This is a genomic window from Micromonospora sp. NPDC023644, from assembly GCF_040640115.1.
GTDB lineage: Bacteria > Actinomycetota > Actinomycetes > Mycobacteriales > Micromonosporaceae > Micromonospora.
This window is the reverse complement of sequence record NZ_JBFABA010000002.1, coordinates 221,306-246,171: the sequence shown is the minus strand read 5'-3', so window position 1 is coordinate 246,171 and position 24,866 is coordinate 221,306. Positions and strand designations below refer to the sequence as shown.

Genomic DNA, 24,866 nt, shown 5'->3' with positions numbered 1-24,866 from the left:
TCCTCGGTGGCCCCTAACGCGCACCGCCACCTTCTGCGGTGTACCGACGGGAGCGCTCGATCGGCCTACCTGCGCGTGCCAGGCGGACATCGCGGGTACGGCACCGCGATGGTGCTGAAGAACCCTGCCGACCTGCTCCGGCTGCTCGTCGTCGCCATGGTCGTCTACCCGGCGCTGGTTTGATCCTTCGGCTGTCCGGCAAACGAACCCTGTCCAAGCTCAACGCGTTCGCTCTGGTGGTCACTGTCGCGTTGGGTTCTACCCTGGCCACGATCCTGCTGTCGCGCGACGTCTCCCTGGTGGAGGGAATCCTCGCGTTGGCGCTGCTGGTGGCGTTGCAGTATGTGGTCGCGCTGCTCGGCGTCCGCTGGCCGCCGTCACAGCGGCTGATCAAGGCACGACCGACCATTCTGCTACGCGATGGGCATCTGCGGCACGCCACCATGCGGCGCTGCCGGGTCGTGGAGAGCGAGATCCGGCAGGCCGCTCGTAGCCAGGGGGTGGGCGACCTTCACGACCTCGCGGCAGTGGTGTTGGAAACCGACGGAAGCCTGAGCGTCCTCACCCGGTCCCGGCTGGGCGACGGCAGCAGCCTCGCCGACGTCGTCGACGACGGCCCGTAGCGAATCGCAAACCACGGGTGCTGGTGGTGTCGGTGCGGCAGGACGGGCTGTCCCGCAGTGCCGGCTGGCAAACCTCGCACCATTCGTCTGACTAGCTCTACGCCGCCGGCCTGCTCGGCGGAGTGAAACACGGCTCGGTCGACGCCGTCCTGACCGCCTCGCATGGCGGCCATCACCGCGACCGGGGCGGACGAGCAGGGAGAACGCCGGCTGCCCTGCGCCGCCCGGACGAGGTCGTCAGTGACGGTCGGCGGTCGGCGGCGGTAGTCGACGTCCGATCGCGGTCTGGTGAACGGGAAGCGCGACGGTCGCGAGGTCGCGCAGGACGGCGTCCAGCAGTCGCGCGACGCGCGGCTGCTGGCTGGCGACGAGTCGAATGTCGTCGACGATCATGGCTAGGAGGGTGTCGTACGGGACGCCGTCGACGCGGACGCGCAACGTGCCGTCGTCGTCGCGGGCCACGTGGGTCGGATCGGGGCGGGTCGCCAGCCGGCGCAGGAGGTCGTGTGTCTCCTGCACGGCCCGTACGGCGGTGGTGACGTCGTTGACCGCCGGGGACAGCGCGCGTTCGGCGATGTCGGCCAACTGCCGGAAGCCGAAGGCGACGTCCTGCCCCGGGGTGCGCTCCACGCCGATGGTCACGCCCTGCTCGACCCGATCGGTCGGCACCGGACGGGCCGTACCCCTGGCTGTCCGGTGAACGCGTACCAGGGGTGCTCCCGCGGCGACGAAGTCACCCGGCGCGGGAACGACGGCGAAGGCGCAGTCGTACTCGCGTGCCAGGCGGGCGAGCAGGGCGAGATTGACATTGCTGATCATCCCGGGTTCCGGGGCGAGCACGGTCTGCGTGACCCCGCCGGGCACCACCGCCTCCAGCTCGTCCGGCGGGGGAAGGCGGGCGATCGACCGCCGGGTCTGCGCGCCAATCGAGGCGATGATGTGCGACACCCGCATCACGGTGGTGATGTGGTGCAGGTAGTAGATGAAAGTGCCGCTGCTGGCCAGGACGAGCGACATGGACACCGCGAGCGACAGTTCCGGGAACCGCTCTCCGTCCCGGGCCGGCAGCGCGGCGAGCACCACCATCGCGAACAGGAAGGTGGCCACGAACGTACCGAGCGTCGCCTGGATGATCCGATCCTGTAGGAAGGTCCGCAGGACACGTGGGGAGTACTGACTGCTGGCCAGTTGCAGGGCCACCACCGTGATGGAGAAGACCAGCGCGGTGAAGGAGATCATCGCCGTGATGATCGACGACAGCAGCGACCGGGCACCGGCGGGGCCGCTGGGCAGGATCCCCTCGAAGGGAAGGGCCACCTGCAGCTCCAGGATCGACAGGCCGACCGCCGCCGCCACCGCGCCCACCGCGAACGCCGCCGGCACGAGCCAGAAGCTCTCCCGCACCTCGGCGAGCCGCGCGGACACGGTGCGGGGCCGGCTCACGGTGCCCGGTTCTTCGACATCACCCGCTCATCGTGGCGCACCCCGGGACTCCCCGCGCGGTGTCCGTCGATGCCGGCAGTTCATCTTCGTCGCGGCGGTGGTGGCACTGGTGCGGTTCGTCGTCGCTGCGGGAGCGGCGTCTCCCGGGCCTCGTACCGGTACGGCTGTCGATCATCCTGATCCGGCAGGTCGCTGGTGCAGAGTTCCGGCTCGACGTGACCAGCCGCGTCCAGGTGCCCGGTGCGGGAACGGCGCCGGCGGGTGTGAGGGGCGGGGAACGGGGTAGCGGCCGAGGATGGATCCGCTGCATCTCGCGTACGCCCTGGTCGGGCTCCTGGGGTGCTGCTGGCCTTCTGGTCCAGCGCCATCCGTCGGGTACCGGTCAGTGAGCCGCTGCTCGCGCTGTTGGTGGGCGTACTGGTCGGTCCGGTTCTCGGACTGATCGACCTACCCCACCACGAGGCGTCGGTCCTGACGCTGGAGGCGAGCCGGGTCCTGTTGGCCATCTCCCTGATGGCCGTCGCGCTGCGCTTCCCGCTGCCGGACTACCGGTCGGTGATCCGTCCGGTCGGCGTGCTCCTCACCGTCGCGATGGCCGCGATGGCGGTGGTCAGCGCCGGCCTGGCCTGGCTGGTCCTCGGTCTCCCCGTCGCCCTGGCACTGCTGCTGGGCGCCTGCGTGACACCGACGGACCCGGTCCTGGCCTCCAGCGTCGTCTCCGGGGGACCAGCCGAGCGGCAACTGCCGGCTCGGCTGCGGCAGGTGATCAGCGGCGAGTCCGGTGCCAACGACGGGCTCGCTTTCCTCTTCGTCGTGCTCGCGCTCTCCGCCGTTACGTTTGGATCCTTCGGCAGCCACCTGGGGGAGGCAGTGTGGGCAGTGCTGGGGGCGCTGGTGGTCGGTGTGACGGTCGGCTACGCAGCCGGCCGGGCCATCATGACGGCCGAGGCGCGGGAGGACGTGGATGAGGGCTCCCTGCTGATCTTCACGCTCGTGCTTGGCGTCGCGGCACTGGGAGTCGCCCGCGTGGCCCGCACGGACGGGATTCTCGCGGTGTTCGTCGCCGGTCTCGCCTACAACGGGGTCATCGGGAACCGGTCGCGGGCGTCGGAGCAGAAGCTCGACGACGCGCTGACCCGCTACCTGGTATTGCCGTTGTTCTTTCTGCTCGGCATCGAGGTGCCGTGGCGTGACTGGCGCGACCTGGGCTGGCCCCTGGCGGCCTTCGCGATCGCGGTGCTGGTGCTGCGCCGCCTGCCGGTGGTGCTCGCCCTGAGGCCCGTGCTGAAGATGTCCTGGCGGGATGTGGTGTTCCTGGGCTGGTTCGGGCCGATCGGTGTGTCGGCACTGTTCTATCTCACGCACAGCGAGCAGGAGGAGCCCGGGATTCCCGGCTGTGGGCCGCCGGCAGCCTGGTGGTGGTCGCGAGCACCGTGCTGCACGGCGTCACCGCCACGCCCGGCCGTCGCTGGTACACCCGGCGGTTGGCGCCCCTCACCGGTGACCATCCGGGGCGGCGCCGGTAGCTGACGTCTGGGGCGGGTGGACGGTGATGTCCTGCGTCACCGACGCCACCCGTATGCCGTTCTCGGCGAAGCGGTCCAGCACCCGCCGGGTGACCTGGTCCTTGACCTGTCGGGCGGCGCGCACCGGCACCACGAACCGTGCCGACAGCTCGACCCAGTTGGGGGTGGCGCGGACGAACACGCGCGGATCGACCTCCGCCTCGGCGACCGGGTAGCGGCGGCGCATCTGGTCGATGGCCCGCCGCGCCTCGACCGTCGAGGAGGTGTTCTCCGCCTCCTCGCACAGGATGCGCTCTGCCAGGTGCCAGTCAGCCTCGTAGGGGACGGGCAGGGTCAGTTCCTCCCACAGGTGGTCCAGCACCGTGCTGCTGTTGTAGACCGGCGCGCTGAACACGAAGCGGTTCGACAGGGAGACCACCCGCCCGGTGTACTGGCGGCCGCGGATCCAGGATTCCGGGTCGGAGGAGGAGCCGCTTTCCAGGATGCGGGTGCGCAGCGGGGTGATGTCCAGGACGTCACCGCGTACCCCGCACATCTGTATCCGGTCACCGACGCGGAACTGCCGTCCGGTGAGGATACTGATCCACCCGGCGAACGCGCCGATGACCTCCTGCATGGCCAGCGCGAGACCGGCGGCGAGCAGGCCGAAGACCACACCGACCCGGCCGGCGAACGGCCGCCACAGCAGTGCCAGCGCGAACAGCAACGCTACGACGGTGAGGTAGTGCACCGCCTTGCGCAGGTAGTAGCGGTTGGTGGTGTCGTCCACCCGCAGGGTGGCCACGCGGCCGACCAGAGCGGCGAGCACGACGGCCAGCACGATCAGGACGACGCTGGTCAAGAGGCGACCGCTCACGCTGCTCGTGTCCCAGACAGCCTCCAGGAACCGATCCATGCTGCTCGCCCATCGTCCCCGGCGGTGACCGACCGGTGTCCGTCCCGTCGCTTCCACCATAGGTGGCTGCCGGCGGCGGAATCCCGGAAACGCCTGGTACGGAAGGCTAGCGGGAAGGCTGACGGCGGCCGGCGCCGATCGCGACGAGGATGACGGCGAGGCCGGCGCAACCCGCCTGGCCGACGACCCCGAGTAGGCCGATGTTGCGGGCGTCGACACCGACCAGCACGGCGAGGATGGTCGCGAGCAGGGCAGTGGTGACGCCCAGGACCAGCGCCAACCAGCGCGGTATGGCGTCGCGTGCCGGCACCGCAGGGCGACCCAGCGCGCCGGCGACGAGACTGACGACGATGGCGCTGACAAGGGCACTGACTGTCATCCTGCTCCTCAGTGGGTGTGGCGACCGGGAAGCCGCTCGGGTCGGCACCCCGCGCAGGAACCCCCGCCGCGTCGAAGTGGCTCACTCCCGGACCGTCAACTCCTGCGCGACGAGCGCCCGCCCACCCTCGAAGGCCCGGTACGGTCCCGGGGATCCGAGGCGGTAGCGGTCGCTGAGGTCGCGGTGGGAGAACCGGATCACGGTGCCCCGCACAGTCACGAGCTGCGGTGGAGCCGGCGCCGACGGGCCCGTCGTCAGCACGAGCAGGGTCCCGTCGGTCAGGTCGGCGTCGCGTACGACGAACGCGGTGTCGGTGATGACCCGGTCGACGGTGGCGGTCAGGGTGAGCCGGTCGCCCACCTCCGCCCGGGCGACCGTGCCGGGTCGGGTGGTGGGCAGCGGCTCGGGGGTTGGGCCGCGGAGCCGCGGGTGGGCTCGTACAGGCTGTTACGAGCAGGACCACCGCCGGGAGAACCGCCAGCGCCGGACGCATCCTGTCGTGCCATCCGCCCGTCGCCGACCCTCCCCTCCGTGGTGCCGCCTGTTCAAGAACTTCCCCGGCAGGTGGCGGCGCTACCGCGAAACCATGACGGTTGTGTGACGATGCTCGCTGCTGGCGAGCGGGCTGCTGAGCAGGAGTTTTGGATCACGGGCGCCGGGTACCGCCCTGCGTCGACGAAATATCGGCGCGACCGGAGCGTGAGCCCGCTACGACCGCGCCGACGCCCGGACGACGACCGGGGAGACGATCACGATGCGACTCCTGCACCAGCGCGGTCTGGGCAAAGAAGTTCGGCATGAACAGGTCGTGCATGTCGCCGATGTCGTGGTTCGGCTCGCTGAAGGCGATGAAGTCCGCGGGCACGAGCCGGGTGCCCTGGCGGATCAGCTGGTAGAAGGCTGCTGGCCGTTGGTGTTGGGCTTTGCCCCAGAAGATCTCTCCGCGATCCCGATGGGCCGGGAGAGCCGATTCACTTGGGCGCGTCCGGCGATTCGTCTCTATGTCCTCCGGAGACGGGACTCGTACCATTCGGGCTGCACACCCCACCACGATCAGTGCGGCCCCGGCTGGGCCCTTACGCCGGTCGGGCACCCACTGTCCCTGGCCTCCCGGTGTCCGGGCACCCCAGACGGGTAGGCGTGGCCGAGAGGCTGGTCGAGGCTACGAGGAGGCAGGATGAGCCAGCGGAACCTGCCCCAGATGAAGAACGGTGAGGTGGCCGAGCGTCCGGAAGGCCGGCGTTCCGGTAACCAGAGCTGACCGATCCGATCGGCCAGTGGCCAGCCAGCCCTCGCTGCCCACGTGGTGGCCGCCGACGGCGCCTACCACGTTCCAATCACCGGACCCGGCAGAGCACAGCACCCATGGCCCGAGCCAAGGCGGCGGGGCGTCTGCCAGGGGCGCCGTCCGGGGCAAGGTCAGGTCTTCGAGCAGGAGTGTCTGGCCCTGACACTTGGGAGCGATGTCGTGCGCATTCCTCGCCTCATAGTCGATGACCCCCGCAGGAGCATTGTGGCGGCGCCGACCCCCGGTCCAGTGGCTGCCGATCGGGTTGGCGGCCGGCTTGTCCTGCGTGCGGCGAGGGGTGAAGATCTCCCCGCGATGTCCCGCGCCCACATCGAGTTACTTCCGATGGGACTGTTTCCGTCGCTCGGAGCCCGCTTCGTCCGCCGCTGGCACCGCACTGTGCTGGACTCACCGCACGGTGTGGGTGTTGTGGCCATCGACACCGCAGGCTCGCAGGACAATTTCGTCGGGTTCGTGCTGGGCACGAGCGATCACGCCGGTTACATGACCGAGCTGGCGAAGGACCGGCGCGCAATGGCGTCCCTCGCACTTGCCGGGCTGGTCGCGCTGGTGCTCCGGCCCCGTGTCGCTGTCCGTGTGCTGCGAACGCGGGTCCGGCCGTGGGCCCGTCGGGTGGCCCACCGCCGGCCAGCCCTGGTGACACCGCAGCGGGCGGGACCGGTTGCGGCTGCACACGTGGGGGTCATGACCGCGCTGGCGGTGCGGCCAGAGTGGCGTAAGGCCGGCATCGGGGTGCTGCTGGTCGATTGCTTCGTCGAGCAGGTCCGCAACGGCGGCGTTCACTGGGTCGAGGCGCAGACGTCGACCGGGGCCGTCGGGGCGACCGGGTTCTACGAGCGGCTGGGTTGGGAAGCTGGAACTCAGCAGCCGTCGCCCGACGGTGACCACGTACGGACGTACCGCCGCAGCCTTGGCGCCGAATGAACCGCGGCCGGAGGGGCCGGGCCCTGACCCGGCTCTTCGGCTTGGTGACCTCTTCGGCGATCCCGAAAAGGTCACCAAGGCGGCTAGACTTGCGCGAGCTTCAAGGTTTTGCCGATTGTCATCGGCGGTGGGGCAATGGTCCCGTGTCGCCCTCGGACACATCATTACCACATATCGATCATCATCCGAGCAGGTTGCCCTGCGCGGATGATTCTATGGTCGATGTGCAGTGTTCCTGGTCGCAGACGATGGTGATCGTCCTCCTTTGCAGGAGCGTGACCAGGTCGTGTGGAGTCTGGATGCCGCTGGGGATGCGGGCATGGTCGGCGAGCCTTGCGATGATGTGGTCTTCCCTGAGATAGAGGATCTTGCGCCGGCGGTTGGTGGGCTGTTGGGTGCTGGTGTGGCCGTGGCGGCATCGGTAGCCGGGGCGTGGATTGATCCAGTGAGATTCCATTCTTCGGCCGCATGGTCCGCAGCGCAGTAGGCCGGTGAAAAGGTAGCGGCGGGTGGTGCCGTCGTGGGCGCTCCGGTGGGAGCGAACGGCCTGGGTGGCGACGAAGTCCTGCTCGCTGACCAGCGCGGTTTGGGCCCGTTGCGTGGAGACCACCCAGTCCGCGGTCGGGTTCCGTCGGACGAGTTCTCGCTCCGCGCGGCTGGCGTCGGTGTCGGTGTGCGCGGGTTGCCGGTTCCAGACCTGCCGGCCGGTGTAGCGGGGATTGCCGAGTATCGCCGCGACCGTTCGCAGGGTCCACCGGTCGCCACTGCGGTGGGGATTGCGGCCGGGATCGATGCCCGATGGGCACGGTATGCCGGCGTCGTTGAGGGCACGCGCGATGCTGGCAAGACTTTGGCCGGTCAGGCGTTGGGCGAACATCCACCGGTCGTGTCCGGCCGTGGCCGGATCCGGTTCGAGGCGTCGCAGCCGGCGACCCCAGCGGGCGTGCGCGGCGTTCGGATGAGGGCCGGCGTCGGTGAGTCGGTAGCCGTAGGGTGGCCGGCCTCCGAGATACCGTCCCTGCTCCCGGGCTTGGGCTCGCATTGCTGTGACGGCCCGGAACCGGGCGCGCTGCACCTCACGTTTCGACTGGGCGCCCAGCATCATGATCAGCGCCTGGTGGGCTGGGTTGTGGTGGTCGACGGGCCCCGTCTGTCTCGGGCAGCCACAGCTGCACATCGCGATGTTCGAGCACGGGCGCCAGATGCTGCAGTTGATTGGCGGAGAACGCCCTCTCGTACTCGCCGACCACGATCGCGTCGAACCCGCGATCTGGGTCGTCGAGCGCGGCCAGCAGCGCGGCGGCCTGCGGGCGCTGCCGCCAGCCGCGGCGGCGGGAGCAGCCGACGTCGAAGTACTCGGCGACGATCACCCCGTGAGCGGCGACGAGCTCGCTTGCGCAGTCCCGCTGCCAGTGCCGGTACGTCACCCGGTCCTGGTGCTCGACGGTCGACATCCGACCGTAGAACGCAAACCGCAGACCACGCCGCCGTTGGGTAGGCAGTTGCGAGTCGGCCTGCGGCTGACTGTTGAGCCATCGAGTCAGGGGATCCTCGAGATCGTCACGCTCGTTGTCCGACACGCCGGTATTCCTACGAAGGATCTTCGCGGTCGAGTCGGACAAGCAGTCCGCTGGCGGTGAGGACTGGCCGGACCGTGAGGCGTACGCGCCGACCGTCTGACGATCTTCAGTATTGATTGTTGCCTATTGTCGCGCTACGGTGATCGCGCCTTGCACTGAGTCACCACGGGGGTTCGCATGTTCGGTGCGTGTGGTTCCTGCTGCCTCCATCAGGTGAGAGGCACTCCAGACCTTCTGTTCGTCACTGTCAGCGCCGCTGTGTGTACCCATCGGTATTCGGCCGATCGGCCCGGCTCTCGGCTGTGGAGCAGCCAACCGCTGCCCTGACCTGCACCGACCACCACGGCCAACACCATTCATTCCGCTGATCTCGGACCTCGGAGGTACCGGTGCGGGTACTGCTGCGCACAAACACGTCCAAGCTCACCCGTTCCCGCCCGTTCCGGGCCGCTCGTAGCGGCTTCGCCGCCTCGCTCGCGGCGGTGCTGATCCTGAACCTGCTCCAGGTGCCGGCGCTGGCGGCGGGCCCGGCGCCGTACCAGCGGCCAACGCCGGTTCCGGTCCCGAAGGTGCCGGTCACCGAGGTTCCCGTGCGGTCACCCTCGACGGCACCGGCCAGGCCGGACGCCAGCGCCAAACCGGCGCCGGTCTGGCCGGCGGCCGCTAGCGCCGTGGTGGCCGTGCCCGCCGGAACGGGGCGCGCACCGGCCCGGGCCGGGAGTTTGCCGGTCCGGGTCGCCGCTGCCCCGGCCGTTGCCGGCTCGACGGCCGGTCCACCCGCCCGGGTACGCGTCGACGTGCTCGACCGGGCCACCACCGCCCGTGCCGGGCTGCGCGGACTAGCGCTGCGCCTGGCCCGCGCCGACGGGATCACCGGCTCCGGCCCGACCCGGGTCAGCATCGACTACGCCCCCTTCGCCACCGCCTACGGTGCCGACTGGTCCAGCCGGCTACGGCTGGTCAGCCTGCCCGAATGTGCCCTGACCACCCCGCAGCACCGCAACTGCGTCGGTACGCCCCTGCGGTCGACAAAGGACCTTGCCAAGCGGACCGTGACAGCTGACGTACCGGTGGGCGCCGGCAGCCTCTTCGCGCTGACCGCTGCCGACTCCGGGCCGTCCGGGGACTACGCGGCCACCCCCCTGCAGGCGTCGGCGACCTGGTCCGCTGGCGGTAACTCCGGCGCCTTCACCTGGTCGTACCCGATGCGGGTGCCGCCCGCGATGAGCGGACTGACCCCGAAACTGGCCCTGGCCTACTCGTCCCAGTCGGTCGACGGCCGGCACGCCGCCTCGAACAACCAGCCGTCCTGGGTGGGCGAGGGGTTCGAGCTGTCGGGTGAAGGGTTCATCGAGCGCCGCTACAAGCCGTGCCTCGACGACATGGACGGATCGGCGAACAACGACGAGGAAACCGGCGACCTGTGCTGGGAGACCGACAACGCCACCCTCACCCTGGGCGGCAGCTCCGGTGAGCTGATCTACAACGCCACCGAGCAGCGCTGGCACCTGCGTAACGACGACGGATCCCGGATCGAGCGCAAGACCGGGGGCAGCAACGGCGACAACAACGGCGAGCACTGGGTGGTCACCACGACCAGTGGCATCCAGTACTGGTTCGGGAAAAACCGGCTGCCCGGCTGGGTCACCGACGATCCGCAGACCAACTCGACCTGGACCGTGCCGGTCTTCGGCAACGACCCGAACGAGCCGTGCCACGCCACCGCGTTCGCCGACTCGGACTGCCGCCAGGCGTGGCGGTGGAACCTCGACTACGTCGTCGACCTCTCCGGCAACTCGTACTCCTACTGGTACACCAAGGAGACCAACAAGTACGGCCGCAACCTCGACCCGGACGATGAGGTCAGCTACGACCGGGGTGGCTGGCTCGACCGGATCGACTACGGCACCCGCCGCGTCGCTGATGTCGACTCGGTACTGGACACGCCCGCCCCGTTCCGGATCGATCTCGGGGACAGTAACCGCTGCCTGAGCGACTGCACCACCCACGACGAGACGCACTGGCCGGACACCCCGTGGGACAGGGAGTGCACCGGCACCTCCTGCCCGGAGAACTTCTCACCCACCTTCTGGCGTACGAAGCGGTTGTCCACGGTGACCACCCAGATCCGCAGCGGCACCGGCTACGCCGATGTCGAACGGTGGAACCTGATCCACACCTTCCCGGACCCTGGGGATGGCACCCGCGCCGGGCTGTGGCTGGACCGGATCTCGCACACCGGCCTGGCCGGCGGGACCGCCGCCACTCTGCCGGACGTGGAGTTCACCCCCGTCCAGCTCGCCAACCGGGTCGACACCCGGGACTTCGCCGCCGCGATGAAGTGGATGCGCATCGCGAAGATCCGCAACGAGACCGGCGGCACACTGAACCTGACGTACTCGGCGCCGGACTGCGTGGCGGGCCAGACCCCGACGCCGCACACCAACAACCGGCTCTGCTACCCGGTGATCTGGACCCCGGAGGGGTATCCGGGTCCGCTCACCGACTGGTTCCACAAGTACGTCATCAAGACGATCTTCGAAATCGACCACACCGGCGGAGTGGCACCGCAGGGCAGCCCACGCGTCATTCGGACCTACGACTATCTCGACGGCGTGGCCTGGCACTACGCCGACGACGACGGGCTGATCGAGAAGGAGGAGAAAACCTGGTCCGACTACCGGGGCTACGGCAAGGTCACGGAGACCATCGGTGATCCAGGGGAGCAAACGTACACGGAAACCCGCTACTTCCGTGGCATGCACGGTGACCGGGCGGCACCGGCCGGCGGCACCCGCACGGCGACCGTGGACGGCATCAACGACGAGGACTGGTATGCGGGCGTCACCCGGGAAACCCGGACGCTCAACGGGGTCGGTGGTCCCACGGTCTCCCGTCAAACCATGATTCCCTGGGCCTCCTCCCCGGCGACCGCAACCCGCACGATCAACGGTGACACGGTCACCGCCCGGTTCAGCCGGGTCGCGACCGTCACCAGCTACACCACGCTCGACGCGGGGCGCGGTGAGCGGGCCACCACGGTCACCACCGGGTACGACAGCCACGGCATGGCCGTCAGCGTCGACGACTCCGGTGAGGACGGCAAGCCCGGCGACGAGCAGTGCACGAAGACCGACTACACCCCACGAAACGATACGAACTGGTTGATGGACCGGGTGCACCGCACGCAGAAGTATGCGCTGAAGTGCGCGGACACCGGTGGCACGCTGACCGAGGCGGACGTCATCGGCGAGACCCGCACCTGGTACGACAATAGTTCGGCGTTCGAGGCCACCCCCACCACCGGGCTGCCAACCAGGTCCGAGGAGATGGCGGCCTGGAACTCGGGGACGCCGACCTTCACCACCGTCGAGCGCCGGGCCTATGACGCCCACGGCCGGGTCACCTCGGTCTGGGACGCGATGAACTACGAGACGAAGACGGCGTACACCCCGACGCTCGGCGGACCGGTCACCGCGACCACGCTGACGAACCCGCTCGGCCACAAGACGACCACGACACTGGACCCGGCGTGGGCGTCGGAGACCTCGGTGCTGGACCCGAACGACAAGCGCACCGACCTGACCTATGACGGACTCGGCCGGCTCACCGCGGTCTGGCTGCCCGGCCGGGAGAAGGCCACCGACAGCGCCAACGTCACCTTCGGCTACACCATCCGCAACGACGCGAGCACCGTGCTCGCCACCAACCGGCTCAACGCCCAAGGGGCGTACGTCACCTCGTACGCGATGTTCGACGGGCTGTTGCGCCCCCGGCAGACCCAGGCGCCCTCGCCTTCCGCTGGGCGGCTGCTGACCGACACCTTCTACGACAGCGCCGGGCGCCCCGGGCGCTCCTACGGGATCTACCACGCGGCCGGAACGCCGGGCACCACGCTGGTGACCGCCACCGAAGCCGCCTTCGTGCCCAACCAGAGCCGCAACGTCTACGACGGCGCCGGCCGGATCACCGCCACGGTCTTCCAGCCCTACGCCGCCGAGCGCTGGCGCACCACCACCTACTACGCGGGGGACCGCACCGACACCACCCCACCGTCGGGGGGTACCGCCAGGGCCTCGGTGACCGACGTACGCGGCCGCACGGTGGAGCTGCGGCAGTACCACGGTGCCGTCCCCACGCCGGCCACCGCGGGCAGTTGGGATGCCAGCACCTACGCCTTCAACCGCAAGGGCCAGTTGGAGGGGGTCACCGATCCGGCCGGCAACGACTGGGCCTACACCTACGACATCCGTGGTCGCAAGACCGGAGCCGTCGACCCGGACACCGGTTCGACCTCCCTGACCTACGACAACGCCGGGCGGATCACCCTCAGCACCGACGCCCGGAGCCGGAAGCTCGCCTACGGCTACGACCCGCTGAACCGCAAGCGCGCTGTCTACGAAAACCAGATCGGTGGCACGCCGCGGGCCCAGTGGCTCTACGACACCGTTGCCAAGGGGCAGCTGTCGCAGTCCGTCCGGTACGTGGGCTCGGCCCAGTACGTCTACAAGGTGACCGCCTACAGCGACACCTACCAGCCGGAGACGACCGAGGTCGTCATCCCGGCGTCGGAAACCGGCCTGGCCGGCACGTACACCTCCGACAACAGCTGGAACGTGGACGGCTCGCTGGCCTCGACGACGCTGCCTGCCTCCAACGTCAACGACCTGCCCGCCGAAACCCTCTCCTACGGTTACGACAGCCTGGGGTTGCCCACCACCCTCAGCACGCTCTACGGGGCGAGCAACTCCTCGTACGTCGCCGACACCGACTACAACGCGCTCGGTCAGCCGGATCAGTACGAGTTGTACACCGGCACCGGTGGTCGGGTGTTCCAGGCGTTCACCCGTGAGTTGGAGACCGGCCGGCTGACCGGCGCCCGTACCGACCGAGGCTCGGCGACCCCGAACATCGTCGCGGACCGCCGCTACACCTTCGATCCGGCCGGCAACGTCACCGGTGTCAAGGACGTGGCTGCGGACCCGGTCGACGACACCCAGTGTTTCGGCCACGACCACCTGCGCCGGCTCAGCCAGGCGTGGACCCCGGCCTCCGGTGACTGTTCCGCCGCTCCGAACGCGTCCCTGCTCGGCGGGCCCGCACCGTACTGGCACTCCTGGACCTTCGACAGCAGCGGCAACCGGAAGACCCAGTCCGTACACGGCACGAACGGTGCGGCGGTCACCGACTACCACTACCCGGCCGCCGGTGGCGCACGACCGCACAGTCTCACCAGCACCAGCGGTGCTCAGAGCGGTAGCTACACCTACGACCTGTCCGGCAACACCCTCACCCGTCCGACTGCGGGAGCTGGCACCCAGACTCTGGTCTGGGACGCCGAAGGGGACCTGGAGACGTCCACCGACACCACCGGGCAGACTCGGTACATCTACGACGCGGACGGCAACCGCCTGGTCCGCCGGGATCCCACTGGCCGGACCCTCTACCTGCCGGGGCAGGAGATCCGCTACAACACCGCGAGCGGCACCACCACCTGCACCCGCTACTACGGCTTCGCCGGTTCGACCATCGCCTCCCGTACCGCTGCCGGGCTGACCTGGCTCTCGGCCGACCATCAGGGCACCTCGCTGGTCGCGGTCGACGCCGGGTCGCAGCAAGTCACCCACCGCAGGCAGACGCCCTATGGGACCGCGCGTGGCGGCGTTCCGGGGTGGCCCAACAGCCGGGGATTCGTCGGCGGCACCGTCGACAACACCGGACTGACCCACCTCGGAGCCCGCGAGTACGACCCGACGATCGGACGCTTCATCTCGGTCGACCCGATCCAGGATCTCAACGATCCGGTGCAGTGGAACGGCTACATCTATTCCAACAACACGCCGGTCACCATGAGCGACCCCAGTGGCCTGCTCGGTTCGGCCAGTTGCGCCCCCGGCATGGTGGGTGGTCCCGGGGCCTGTACCGGCAACGAGAACGGCCCCGGGATCAGTCCCGGCTCCACCGGCGGCTACCACACGAGCATCAAGACCTATCCCGGCGGCACCACGGTGACGCGTAGTGGCGGTCGGACCTGGATCAATGACTTCGAGGTGCCCGAAGAGGACCTTCGGCACGTCCCGGACGCCCCGACCGTCGACCAGATGGCAGCCGGTCTCGACCGCTACCACTCCGAGCACCCCGTGTTGGAGGAGGGCTGGGTCGACCGGTACAGCGATGAGGTGACTCGGGCCGGCCTGCTGCTGGCTACCAACAACGGATACATCAAGGGATCAGGCCAGTTCAAGCTGTGGGTGGCGGGCATCAGCGGCCAGATCACCCCGGAACTGGGCGGCATGCACGGCGTGGTCGGTCCACGTGGGCCCCGGGGAGGACCTGGTCCGCGGGTACACGGGTGCAACAGCTTCGCTGGCGACACGGAAGTCCTGCTGGCCTCCGGGGACGCCAAACCGATTGAAGAAATTGAGGTCGGTGACGTCGTACTGGCTACCGACCCGGAGACCGGCGAACAGGGGCCGCGTACCGTCACTGCGGTCTGGGTGCACGACGACGAACTCCGTGACCTGGACGTAACGGGAGGGCGCCTCCGCACGACCGAGGACCATCCCTACTGGAACGTGACCGACCAACAGTGGCAGTTCGCCAGCGAACTGGACCCCGGTGATCTGCTGCGTGCGGCGGATGGCTCAGAGATCGAGGTCATCGGCTTCGTCAAGGGCAGCAGCCGGGTGGCACTGGCCTACAACCTGACCGTCGGTGACATCCACACGTACTATGTGGTAGCCGGCAAAACCTCGGTACTCGTACACAACACAGGCCCGTGTCTTGGGCCGGTGCAAAACCCATCGCGTGGCAGCACCGCACGACGAGATCACGTCGATTGGGAGGAGGATTTGCTGCTGGAGGTGAGACATGATCCGGCAGCCGGTGAAAGATTGGTGAAGGTTCCACAGACGGATCCGAGATGGCCGGCTGATAAGGGTTGGCAAAAGATGACGCAGACGATTGATGGCGTGGAAATTCATTACCAGTACCAAGCTACAACAGGTGTAGTTGACGACCTCAAGGTGAAGGACTGGGTTCCGGGAGCGGCCGACTGATGGCTATGCAGGTCACCTGTGTTGGAAATCGTGGCAGCGACTTGCCGGAACCAGTCCTAAGCCTCAGCGGGAACTTCGAGTCAACTAAGTTTCAGTTAACGGTCGGCGGCGCCTATGCGGTTTACGCAATGGCGATCAGTCGAGGAAATCTGATGCTCCTTGTCCTGAATGACAATGTTCGGCCGATCTGGGCTCACGTCGAACTGTTCTATTTTACCGATGCCGCACTTCCTTTTGACTGGAGCTTCGCTCAGCGAGAAGAAGGGATACATGGAATCAGTGCGCTGTGGGGATACCGCAGCATGATTGAAAGCCCTTCGCACAATGACGGCTTGATGGAGCGTGAGCGTAGCGCATGGAGGGACTTCTTGGTGGACAATGAACGGGCATCGAGGGAGGGGCCAGATCAGGAGAAGATTCGGGCGCTGAGCAAAGCGTTCAATTCTGGTCGTACCTTTTTAAGGCCTCCCAACGCGGGATAGCCTGTCGGCTGAGCCAATGTTCGCGCTGACCGGATATTTCAAGATCTGAGCATGTTTGCCATTTGTTGGCGGTGATCGTTGCGTTGGGCAAATTTCGGGTTTCGGGCATGATGCGGTTCCGGCGGTCGGTTGAGTATGCCTCAGTATCCCGATCAACTGCGGATAGTGACGGACGGTTCGCCCAGGTTGGTGGGTCGTTGGCATGGGTTGCCGTCAGGATGAGCCTTACATCCAAGTGGGACTATGTTATGGGCGAGGTGAGGCGCGCGTATCGTCGTCCTTCTGGTCCGTCGCCTCAGTAGTGGTGGGCGTGCGCGCGTGGCCGTAGGCCGAAAGCGCGTGCGCGCGGCCCGGCCTTGTGCCGGGCCGCTCTTGATCCTGTACAGCAGTTTTGAGCCAGTCGGATCTTGGTCGAGGGCCTTGGTCCGGCTGGCTTACTACTTCGGTGCACGGTCGCGGCTGCCGCGTGGCCGCACGAATGGGCCGAGGGCGAAACGGCAAGGAGTTGCGCCTGACGATCGGAGGGAACGACACCGATTCTGGCAGAGACCCGCGGAGGGATCCACTCCGACCACGTTGAGCCACCACCGAATGTGAGTAGCGCCGTTGGCGAGAAAGTCCCGCTTTGGTCCCTGAGGTGGGGACATCACTGGATCTTTGATGAATGTAGGTTCATGTGGTTCGATGCAGCAGACTCCCCGAAGTCCGTCAGCCGCTGACGGACCGGACCAGATCATATGAGTTGAGGACCTGTGATGGCATTGATGGCTAGCTGGCGACGTTGGTGGTGGGTGGCGGCGGTGGTCCTCGCAGTCGCCGGTTGCGGGCGGGCGGAGTCGGGGGACCGCCCGGTTCCACCCGATAACTCCGCACAGATCTGCGGGGACGCCAGGGTGGTTAACGAGCGGTACGTCGCCGGTGGTACGCCGGAGGGTCGCGCCTACCTCAAGGCGGTAGAAGCGGCGTACACCGGTGCCCCCGGCGCGGCTGACGTGGCCGAATTGCGTCGCCGCTATTTCGAAGCCTGGGCCGCGCAACTCCGTCCACTCGTGGAGCAAGTGAGCGACGAGCGACTTCGCACCGTTCTGCGCAACTACATCGACCTGCTTACCCAGCAGGCGTCGGGCGGCGCTGATAGGATGGGGCGCGATATGATCAGGGTGCAAAAAGAGCTGGATGAGGTCTGCCCCGCTGGTTGAACGGGCGCCGCTGATTTCTCGGGCTGTTCCGGGTCCGAAACGTTGCGGCGCCGGTGTGGTTGTCAACGGCCGCGTCGTGTCTTCTGAAATCCGCAAAGATTAGACATTGACGCTGATGAGGTTATCTCTGTACGTTGAGCGCGCCATGACGTTGGGATGATCACGGGGGCCCCTCATGTTCGGTGTGCTTAGAGTGCTGTCCGCTGCGCGGATGTGGAAACGGTCCAGGTGGTCTGCGGCGGCGGTCGCGGCGGCGGTGGCGGGGACGGCGCTGATCGTGCCGGCCACACCTGCTGCGGCGCAGCCGCCAGCCCCGCGCTGTGTCGATGCGCAGCCCGACGCCGCAGCCGCGCGGAGCATGCTGGCCGCCTGCGGGCGGCCGGTGGAGATCCTGTCGGAGCGCACCGAGTACGCGCAGACGTTCCTCAACGTCGACGGATCGCGCACTCTGGAGCAGAGCATCGAGCCGGTGCGGGTGCGTAATGGCAACTCGTGGTCTCCCGTGGACACCACACTCAAGGCGTCCCCGGACGGGATCGCGCCGCGGGCGACGGTCCTGCCGATGGTCTTCTCCACCGGCGGGGACGGCCCGTTCGCACGCCTGCGCGACGGCGACCGGGAGTTGTCGATGACCTGGCCCGGCAAACTGCCGGCGCCGGTGCTGGAGGGCGCCACCGCGATCTACCGGGACGTGCTGCCCGAGGTGGACCTGCGGGTCACCGCGCAGCCGATGGGCTTCTCCGAGGTGCTGGTGGTACGCACCCGGCAGGCGGCGGCGAATCCGAAGCTCGCGTCCCTGCGGTTCGGTCTGGCCACTAGGGGAGTCGCCGTGGCCGCCGTCTCCGGCGGAGGCCTGGCCGCGCGGGACAGTGCGGGGAAGACCATCTTCACTTCGCCAGCCCCGTTGATGTGGGACTCCTCCGACCCCGAGTCGGCAACGGGCGGCCCGGCGGAGGCCAGGAACGGGAAAGAGCGGCAGCTCAGCCCGAAGCCCAAGCCGACCGCCGGGGAAGCCGAGCCGAACCGATCTGCCGGTGCGCCGGGCCAGGCCGGTCCGCCGGAGGGCTCCCGGCGGTCGGTGATGCCGGTCAAGGTGGGTGACGGTGCGCTGACCATCGTGCCGGACCAGGCCATGCTGGCAGACCCGGGTACGAAGCTGCCGATCTACATCGATCCGTCCTGGACCGGCGGCATCGTCGACAACGCGTGGACGTCGGTGTGGAGCAAGCACAAGTCGAGCTCGTTCTGGAAGAACTCGTCGGCACTGAACAACGGCTCGACGTACGGGTCCGCCGGTGCCGGTCGCACCGAGGACTGTTCCGGGTGCAGTGACCACATCATCCGCTCGATGTTCCGGATGAACACCAGCGCGGTGCGGGGCAAGCACATCCTCGCCGCGGAGTTCCGCGTCGAGCAGCGGCACGCCTGGACGTGCAATCCGAAGACCAACGCGAAGCTGTGGATGACCGGGTCGATCTCGTCGTCGACGACCTGGAACAACCAGCCCACCTGGTACAGCGGCTACACGGCACAGACCCCGGGCAACCGCAAGTACGGGGCGGCGCACGGCTGTCTCGGTACCGGCACCATCGAGTTCAACGTCAAGACGATGGTGACGAAGGCAGCGGCGAGCAACTGGTCCACCCTGACCGTCGGGCTCAGGGCGATCGACGAGGGCACCAAGGGCCAGTGGAAGCGGTTCAACCACTCCTCGCCCAAGCTGGCGATCACCTACAACACCAACCCGAACGCGCCGTCGGACCGCAAATCCGACGGCAAGGTGTGTGCCACCGGCAGTGCCCGGCCGTACGTGCTGTCCACCACGCCGGTGCTGGCCGCGAAGCATTCCGACCCGGACACCGCGCAGCAGTCGCTGACCACCTGGTTCTACTGGTGGCCGGTGGGCGGGACCCGCAACGAGACCAACAAGATCTCCCAGGCATCGGGTAATCCGTCGGCGGTGTCGAAGGCGATTCCGTCGGGCAAGCTGGTCGACGGCTCGAGCTACGTGTGGCAGGCGCGTACCTGGGACGGCACGCACTACGGCGGCTGGTCGGGCACCTGCGAGTTCACCGTCGACGCGACATCACCGTCACCGCCGAGTGACGTCGCCTCCACCGACTACCCGGACAACGGTACGCCGCACGGCGGGGTCGGTGTGTCGGGCGTGTTCACGATCGTGGCGCCCTCTGTCCGGGCGTACGAGGTGAAGGAGTACGCCTACAGCCTGGATTCGGGAGTGTTGACCGCAGCCAGGACGATACCGGCGCGGACCACCGACTACGGTGCCTCGCTGCCGATCGTGCCGTTGCACGACGGGGTCAACACCCTCTACGTCTGGGCCCGGGACCACGCCGGCCGGTACTCGACCCCGGTCACCCACACGTTCAGCGTCCGCGCCGGCTCGGGGCCGGCCGCGCAGTGGAACTTCGACGAGGCCAGCGGCAACGCCACCGACGTCACCACCCACAACAACACCGCCACGCTTGCCGGCAGTGCCGGGCGGACGACGGGCCGGGGTGGCGCGGGCAGCGCCCTGTCCCTCAACGGCTCGACCGCCTACGCGGCCACCGCAGGCCAGATCACCACCCCGCACCCGGACACCGGGGTCGCCACACCGGTGCGTACCGACGCCAGCTTCACCGTGACGGCGCGGGTGAAGGTCACCTCCACCACCTCGGTGACCGGCCAGCGGACCGTGGTGGCTGGCAACGGCTCGCGGGTGTCCAGCTATTCGCTGGGCTACTCCGGTCCGGACAACCGCTGGCGGTTCTCCATGAACGGCACCGATGTCGACAACCCCGGGGTCTACTCGGTGTTGTCCAACGCGGCCCCCACCGCCGGGAAGTGGACCCACCTCGCGGCGACGTACGACGGTGGCACCAAGCAACTCACCCTGTACGTCAACGGCGTGGCCCAGACCGCGACCGCCAACCAGGTCGGCGGGTTCAACGCCACCGGCCCGATCACCATCGGCAAGCGTAAGTGGAACGGCGTCGACGACGGCTTCTTCAACGGCGCGGTCGACGACGTGCACATCTACAACTTCAAGGAGACCGCGACCAAGCTGGCCGAGTTGGCTGTGCCCCTGCAGCCGGCGGTGTCGTTCCCGAACGGCACCGAGGCGACGGCCGGTGGGCAGCTCCAGGTCACCTTCAACGCCGGTGGCGACACCAACATCACCAAGTTCCGGTACAGCGTCGGCGGCACCGCGCTGGACACCGAAGTGATCGCCGCCGCCGCAGGCGGGACCGCCACAGTGACCCTCAACGTCGGCACCACCAACGGTGAGCGGCCGATCCATGTGGTCGCGGTCGACGACGGGGGCCGTGTCGGTGGCATGTCCCGGGGACTGTTCACGGTGAAGCCCACCGCGTTCCTCAACGGACAGGTACTTGATTTCACCACCTTCCTCCCGGTTGCCGGCGCCATCGTCAGGATGGAACCGGGCGGGCTGCAGACGGTCACCGCCGTCGATGGCGGTTACTCCTTCACCGGCTTCGCGCCCGGCATCTACACCATCAACGCCACCGTCGGCGGCCGGTGCGGCCTGGCCGGCAGTGGGTCGGTCGAGATCGACGGCCAGGGCAACTACCTGGAGCTGTACCTCTTCCCGCACACCGACGACCTGGGCCACACCTGCTCGGAGCAGACGGCCACGTTGAGCACGGCCGGCAACGCCCTGGCGTTGACCGGTGACAACGCGGTGACCAGCGTGAACCTGCCGTTCGCCTTCCCGTTCTACGGATCGGCGTACCGCAACGCCTGGGTGGACACCAACGGACTGCTGTCCTTCACCGACCCGGGTGGCTCCCACCCGTACACCGGTGGTGGACAACTCCCGGCCCCGGCGGACCCGAACGCGCTGCTGGCACCCTTCTGGGACGACCTGGTCGTCGACGCCTCGGCCAGCGTGCGGACCGCGACCACCGGCGCCGGCGACGACCAGCGGTTCACCGTCGAGTGGCGCAACGTGCACCGTAAGGGCAATACCGCACAGCGGCTGAGTTTCGCGGTCGTCCTGGCCCCGGACGGCACCGTGACCACCAGCTACGACCAGCTCGACAACGATGCCGAGCGCGGCGCCAACGCGCTGGTCGGCATCGAGGCCCCCGCCGGTGAGGACGGACTGCCCTACTCGGCCGACGAGCCGGTGCTGACCACCGGCAGGACGATCACCTTCGCCCGCCCTGCGGCGGTCGACCCGCTGGAGAAGCACAACCTTTCCGGCACCCTGGTCGACGCGGCCGGCAACCCGGTGGTCGGAGCCACCGTCGCCCTCGACCCGAGTGGGCTGACCGCCACGACCGGCGCGGGTGGGGCGTGGAGCTTCACCGGTCTGGTCGCCGACAGCTACACCGTATCGGTGAAGATGGCCGGCCGGTGTGGCACCGCCGCACGCAGCCAGGTCGAGCTGGCCGCGGACACCGTCCGTAACCTCCAGCTCGGCCCGGACCACGGTGGTCTCGGGTACGCCTGCACCACCGGTGCCTCGGGCTACGTTGCGGCCTCCACGGTGCTCGCACTGACCGGCGACGACGCGGTCACCATGGTCACCATGCCGTTCCCGGTCACCTTCCACGGGCGGTCGTACAGCCAGGGCCGGGTGCACACCAATGGCCTGATCAGCTTCGGCAGCGCGTCCGGTGAGCCGGACACCTGGGCGAACCCGACGATGCCGACGGCTACGGCACCGAACGCGCTGGTCGCCCCGTTCTGGGACGACCTCGAGGTGGACGCCTCGGCGAGCGTGCGTACCCAGTCCATCGGCACCGCCCCCAACCGGTCGTTCGTGGTCGAGTGGCGCAACGTCAACTTCCGACCGCCGAACGCCGGGCGGCTGACCTTCGAGGTCATCTTCCACGAGGACGGCCGGATCGCCTTCCACTACGGCACCATGACCACCCCCACCGAGCAGGGAGCGGCCGCGACCATCGGGTTGGAGAACGGCTCGGGCACGGTCGCCGCGCTCTACTCCTTCCAGGAGGCGGCGCTCACCGGCAACAGTTCGATCACCTACACCCCGGCCCCGGTCGGCTCGGTCAGCGGCACGCTCACCACGGCGGTGACCGGACAACCGGTCTCCGGTGCGACAGTGACCCTCAACCCGGGTAACCGCAGCACCACCACCGGCGCCGACGGCAGCTACCAGTTCACCGGCGTCGCGGTCGGCGAGTACACGCTCGCCGCGTCCACCGGCGACAACCGTTGTGCCGGGCGGTACGCCAAGGAGACCGTCAACCACCCGGGCGGGGTCTCCGGGGTGGACCTGTCGGTGATGGTCGACGGGGACGAGTTCGGTTACAAGTGCACCACCGGCGCCCAGACCTTCGTCCCTGGTGACGTGGTCGAGGGGTGGAGCGGTGATGAGACGGTGTGGCCCAAGAACCCGCCGTTCCCGGTCAAGCTCTACGGCGAGTCGTACACGTCGGCCTGGATCAGCGCCAACGGTCTGATCAGCTTCAAGGACCCGGCGTACTTCGGGTGGATCGGTTCGGTGCCGGGCACCCTCCCGTCGCCGGCCGCCGAGGGCTCCCCGAACGCCGCCGTCTACGTGCACTGGGACGACTGGGTGGTCGACTCGCAGGCGAAGATCGCCACGAAGATCAGCGGCAGCGCGCCGAACCGGCAGTGGGTGGTGGAATGGCGCAACGTCCACCTCTATGGGGACACCAACACCCGGGCCACCTTCGAGGTGATCTTCAGTGAGGGCGGGGACATCACCCTCGCCTACAGCGGGATCGACCCGGCCAAGCCGGTCGAGCAGGGCGCCGAGGCGACCGTCGGCATCGAGAACGCCAGCGGGTCGCTCGGCTTCCAGTACCTGCACAGGGAGGCGTGGCTGGCCAGTGGGCAGGGCGTGACGTTCAAGCCCAACCCGCCGGGATTGGGTTCGGTCACCGGCGTCGTCACCTGCCAGGGCACGCCGGTCTCCGGGGCCAGCGTCACGGTGGCCGGCCTGTCGGCCATCACCGCGGCAAACGGCACCTACCAGGTCAACAACGTGCCGGCCGGATCGTACGCCGTGATCAGCACGGTATCCGCTGGCGCCTGCAAAGGCTCCTCGGTCCACCAGGTCGTGGTCGGCACCAACACCCAACAGGTTGTCGACTTCGCCCTGGCAACCACCATGGCTGGGGCCGGCTACACGGTGACCGAGCAGCCCGTGGCGTACACCCCGGCGGACACCACGGTCCTGCCGATCACCGGGGACGACGCGTACACCCAGGTCAGCCTGCCCTTCCCGGTCACCCTGTACGGCCAGACGTACACCACCGGCTGGGTGGACATCAACGGTCTGGTGACCTTCGCCGACCCGGGTGAGCCGTCGCCGGACGCCTGGCCGATCCCGTCGGTGGAGAGCCCGGAGGAACCGAACGCCGCGCTCTACCCGTTCTGGCACGACTGGGTGGTGGACGCAGGCGCCAGCGTGCGGACCTCGGTCCGGGGCGCCGCACCCAACCGCCAGTTCGTCATCGAGTGGCGCAACGTGCACTCGTACGAGGACCCGCTCACCCGGGTCACCTTCCAGGTGATCATCGACGAGGCCGGTGGCTACAGCTTCGCCTACACCGACAACGACGGGACGTTCCTGGAGCGTGGTGGCGGCGCCACCATCGGTATCGAGAACGGCGACGGTAGCTCCGCGATCCAGTACACCTACCGGCAGCCGGTCCTGCGACCGAGCTTCGGGCTGCGGTTCAACGTACCGACGCCCTGACCGTAGCGCCGACGGATCGTCGGGTACCGGCTGGTCTGCCGGTACCCGACGATCCACCTGCCCGGGTCCACCGGCAGTTCGTCCACAGTGCCGGCGGGTACGGTAAGGCTCCGCCGGTCACAGCCGGCCGGCGGCCTTCAGGCTCAGGTACCGGTCGGCGACCTCGGACGCCAGGCACGCCACCGGGGCCTGCACTCGCCCGCCACCTGGCCGAAGTCGGTTTTCACCAGGGCCGGCTCGAGACCGGCCAGGGCCCGGGTCAACCGGTCCAGTTGGGTGCGCTTCGTCGCCCCAATTGCAGCATCCATGCTGTGTTTCGCGTACTGGTGGTCAAGCACGCTTGATCACGCAAATCTGATCTCAGCAACACCCTCGATCGAGCCTGTCTCGAGCGGGGGCGGTTGTCGTGGCTGAGCGTTCTGTGGCTCCGGTCATTCCGCCCGTGTTGCTGCCTGATCGACAGCCGGGGCGGAGCGAGCCGCGTGGGGGGAGTTTCTCGTCGCCCGCCGTTGCCGCTGCCGGTTCTGCCGTCGCCACGTGCCGGCACGATGGTGCATCTCGGCGACGACGACGCCAGCGCCGGCTACATCCGCATCAAGCAACGCCAGGCCACCGATCGACCTCATCGACCTAATCCAATTAACTGCTCACCCAGGGTACCCCCTGGTGACTCAGTGTGGCAGTGTGATCGACGGAACGTAGCTACTGGGTCGATCTCCGTTGTGGA

Annotated in this window: 14 protein-coding genes; 7 read left to right on the top strand and 7 right to left on the bottom strand. The window is 68.4% G+C overall.

Features of this window, described 5'->3' with window-relative positions; genetic code table 11:
* Window positions 1–179 precede the first annotated feature (179 nt).
* On the top strand, window positions 180–623 hold the full coding sequence (locus AB0G08_RS02500) for a YetF domain-containing protein (protein ID WP_358082019.1): 444 nt from the start codon (window positions 180–182) through the stop codon (window positions 621–623).
* A gap of 237 nt (window positions 624–860) precedes the next feature.
* On the opposite strand, the gene AB0G08_RS02495 is transcribed toward AB0G08_RS02500, so the two are convergent.
* Window positions 861–2,066, bottom strand: a complete 1,206-nt coding sequence (locus tag AB0G08_RS02495) for a DUF2254 domain-containing protein (protein ID WP_358082017.1) — start codon at window positions 2,064–2,066, stop codon at window positions 861–863.
* Between the two features lie 339 nt (window positions 2,067–2,405).
* Here AB0G08_RS02495 and AB0G08_RS02490 point away from each other — a divergent pair, with 339 nt between their 5' ends.
* On the top strand, window positions 2,406–3,596 hold the full coding sequence (locus tag AB0G08_RS02490) for a cation:proton antiporter (RefSeq protein ID WP_358082014.1): 1,191 nt from the start codon (window positions 2,406–2,408) through the stop codon (window positions 3,594–3,596).
* Here AB0G08_RS02490 and AB0G08_RS02485 read toward each other — a convergent pair.
* The 4 genes from AB0G08_RS02485 to AB0G08_RS02470 form a co-directional block, all read right to left on the bottom strand.
* Window positions 3,561–4,448, bottom strand: a complete 888-nt coding sequence (locus tag AB0G08_RS02485; RefSeq protein ID WP_358082012.1) for a mechanosensitive ion channel family protein — start codon at window positions 4,446–4,448, stop codon at window positions 3,561–3,563. The two genes, AB0G08_RS02490 and AB0G08_RS02485, sit on opposite strands and share 36 nt — an antisense overlap.
* A gap of 145 nt (window positions 4,449–4,593) precedes the next feature.
* Entirely contained in the window at window positions 4,594–4,866 is a 273-nt protein-coding gene (locus AB0G08_RS02480; RefSeq protein ID WP_358082009.1) for a GlsB/YeaQ/YmgE family stress response membrane protein, read from the bottom strand.
* An 81-nt stretch (window positions 4,867–4,947) separates the two neighbouring features.
* Entirely contained in the window at window positions 4,948–5,226 is a 279-nt protein-coding gene (locus tag AB0G08_RS02475) for a hypothetical protein (protein ID WP_358082007.1), read from the bottom strand.
* Between the two features lie 286 nt (window positions 5,227–5,512).
* Entirely contained in the window at window positions 5,513–5,896 is a 384-nt protein-coding gene (locus AB0G08_RS02470; RefSeq protein WP_358082004.1) for a hypothetical protein, read from the bottom strand.
* Between the two features lie 603 nt (window positions 5,897–6,499).
* Between AB0G08_RS02470 and AB0G08_RS02465 the strand changes: the two genes are divergently transcribed.
* Window positions 6,500–7,099 (top strand): GNAT family N-acetyltransferase, encoded by a 600-nt coding sequence (locus AB0G08_RS02465; protein ID WP_358082001.1) that lies wholly within the window; start codon window positions 6,500–6,502, stop codon window positions 7,097–7,099.
* Between the two features lie 181 nt (window positions 7,100–7,280).
* On the opposite strand, the gene AB0G08_RS02460 is transcribed toward AB0G08_RS02465, so the two are convergent.
* Together AB0G08_RS02460 and AB0G08_RS02455 are read right to left on the bottom strand one after the other, a co-directional pair.
* A complete protein-coding gene (locus tag AB0G08_RS02460; protein ID WP_358081998.1) occupies window positions 7,281–8,204 on the bottom strand; it encodes a recombinase family protein in 924 nt (307 codons plus the stop codon).
* Window positions 8,176–8,679, bottom strand: a complete 504-nt coding sequence (locus tag AB0G08_RS02455; RefSeq protein ID WP_358081996.1) for a hypothetical protein — start codon at window positions 8,677–8,679, stop codon at window positions 8,176–8,178. The genes AB0G08_RS02460 and AB0G08_RS02455 overlap by 29 nt, the downstream gene beginning before the upstream one ends.
* Window positions 8,680–9,068: 389 nt before the next feature.
* Here AB0G08_RS02455 and AB0G08_RS02450 point away from each other — a divergent pair, with 389 nt between their 5' ends.
* The 4 genes from AB0G08_RS02450 to AB0G08_RS02435 all read left to right on the top strand — a co-directional run bounded on the left by AB0G08_RS02450 (window position 9,069) and on the right by AB0G08_RS02435 (window position 24,139).
* On the top strand, window positions 9,069–15,737 hold the full coding sequence (locus AB0G08_RS02450) for an RHS repeat-associated core domain-containing protein (RefSeq protein ID WP_358081993.1): 6,669 nt from the start codon (window positions 9,069–9,071) through the stop codon (window positions 15,735–15,737).
* A complete protein-coding gene (locus tag AB0G08_RS02445) occupies window positions 15,737–16,219 on the top strand; it encodes a hypothetical protein (RefSeq protein ID WP_358081990.1) in 483 nt (160 codons plus the stop codon). The genes AB0G08_RS02450 and AB0G08_RS02445 overlap by 1 nt, the downstream gene beginning before the upstream one ends.
* An 893-nt stretch (window positions 16,220–17,112) precedes the next feature.
* Complete coding sequence (locus AB0G08_RS02440; RefSeq protein ID WP_358081987.1) at window positions 17,113–17,418, top strand: hypothetical protein; 306 nt, start codon at window positions 17,113–17,115, stop codon at window positions 17,416–17,418.
* Window positions 17,419–17,776: 358 nt separating this feature from the next.
* Window positions 17,777–24,139, top strand: coding sequence for a carboxypeptidase regulatory-like domain-containing protein (locus tag AB0G08_RS02435; protein WP_358081985.1), 6,363 nt, complete (start codon window positions 17,777–17,779; stop codon window positions 24,137–24,139).
* The last annotated feature ends 727 nt before the right edge of the window (window positions 24,140–24,866 follow it).

What these genes read in the sequence shown, in the direction of transcription:
- AB0G08_RS02480 (WP_358082009.1), bottom strand. Translation starts at nt 4,866, where the DNA reads ATGACAGTCAGTGCCCTTGTCAGCGCCATCGTCGTCAGTCTCGTCGCC.
- AB0G08_RS02470 (WP_358082004.1), bottom strand. Translation starts at nt 5,896, where the DNA reads ATGGTACGAGTCCCGTCTCCGGAGGACATAGAGACGAATCGCCGGACG.
- AB0G08_RS02435 (WP_358081985.1), top strand. Translation starts at nt 17,777, where the DNA reads ATGCTGGCCGCCTGCGGGCGGCCGGTGGAGATCCTGTCGGAGCGCACC.
- AB0G08_RS02445 (WP_358081990.1), top strand. Translation starts at nt 15,737, where the DNA reads ATGGCTATGCAGGTCACCTGTGTTGGAAATCGTGGCAGCGACTTGCCG.
- AB0G08_RS02465 (WP_358082001.1), top strand. Translation starts at nt 6,500, where the DNA reads ATGGGACTGTTTCCGTCGCTCGGAGCCCGCTTCGTCCGCCGCTGGCAC.
- AB0G08_RS02460 (WP_358081998.1), bottom strand. Translation starts at nt 8,204, where the DNA reads ATGATGCTGGGCGCCCAGTCGAAACGTGAGGTGCAGCGCGCCCGGTTC.